Source organism: Paenibacillus sp. P4_E11 (assembly GCF_056401635.1).
In genome coordinates this window covers 1-1,445 of record NZ_JBFUIX010000458.1, presented here as the reverse complement: position 1 = coordinate 1,445, position 1,445 = coordinate 1, and the positions used below count along the sequence as shown (strand labels likewise).

Here is a 1,445-nt window from a genome sequence, read left to right as displayed (position 1 = left end):
TAGCACTATTATTGTTAGTTATATCAGTAGTATATTTGCATTTAGAAAAAAAACTCCCCATACGATTAAAGCAACCCACCCGATTTCATTACTTATTTTTCTTCATGTTTTTTTGGTATACTATATCAGTTTTATGGGCGATAAACAAAGTATATTCTTTAGAATATGTTTTCTATATTTTCTGTGGCGCAAGCATTTCTTTAACAATAATATATTATTGTTCAGATCTTATACGTCAACAGAAAATTGTAAGAATTATTGGAATAACATTTCTAATTGAAATGATTTTATCTCTTTTTGAGGTGTTTACTCCATTTCGGCTGCCCATTTCTCCATATTCTTCAATTGTCCATCTTTTTGGGAGACCATCTCTATTAGAAGGATTACATGATAATGACTTGATCACTTATTTTAAAACATTGCCTACTGGATTTAGATGGAATACAAATAGTTTTGCTACGGTAGTTTCAATGCTATTCCCATTTTTTTTATTTTTAAATCAGCAAAAATACAAGTATCTTGGAATAATTGCAGTATTAACACTGGTTATCTCTGCTGATTCTCGGGGTAACATTTTAGCTATTATATTTATGTTCTTTATATATTCTTTCTTCTATAGTAAAAGACGATCAATTAGAATGATTTCAATTATCTTTATTCTAATACCTATTTTGTTAGTTGTTTCTGTAAACATGCCCCCAAATATTAAACAGATTAAGCAAATTCAAGGTATCACTCATTCATTTGATGCTCTTGAGAAGTATTTTAGTAAAAAAGAAGAAAGCATGGATTCAATCGGAGTCAGGCAATTATATATTGAAAATGGTCTCAGAGCTTTCATTGAATCATATGGACTAGGTGTTGGTGGAGGTAATTCGGGAAACAAAGATATACAACCTAATTTAGAGGATACTCGAATAAGTATGCATAACTTTTGGGTTGAGATGTTAGTTGATAGCGGCTGGTTATTTTCACTGATATTCTTTAGTTGGTATGGATTACTAATATGGAATTGCTATCTTACTTATCTAAATTCATACGAACAAAGTCTGAAATATTTTGGAGCAGCAACTTCTTTATCTCTTATAGGGTTTGTTGTTGGAGCGGTAAGTTCAAGTAGTGTTATTTATGAGTTTCCAATGTGGATACTATTTGGCATATCAATTGCTACTATTAACAATTATAAGAGGTGCAAAAGTGAAAATACTTTTACTGGCTGACCCGGGCTCTTCACATACAAAAAAGTGGGCGAAATCATTAGTAGATAGCGGGCTTGATGTGAATATAATAGGTATAACGGATTATGATCAAGAACAATACCATTTGAGCGGCATAAAAATTTATTCTCTTGGCGTCAAAAAAAATCAGATAAATCGTTATGATAAAAATTATTACAAACTATGGCTGTACTTAAAAAATTTTAATCGGTTAAAACAAATGATAAA

The 1,445-nt window shown here is 30.6% G+C and carries 2 protein-coding genes; both read left to right on the top strand.

What is annotated here, in order from left to right:
• Positions 1-1,220, top strand: a 1,220-nt coding sequence (locus tag AC1DWB_RS35085) for an O-antigen ligase family protein (RefSeq protein WP_477545689.1), incomplete at its 5' end; no start/stop codon positions are given.
• On the top strand, positions 1,198-1,445 hold a 248-nt coding region (locus AC1DWB_RS35080; protein ID WP_477545688.1), incomplete at its 3' end, for a glycosyltransferase. The genes AC1DWB_RS35085 and AC1DWB_RS35080, both read left to right, overlap by 23 nt.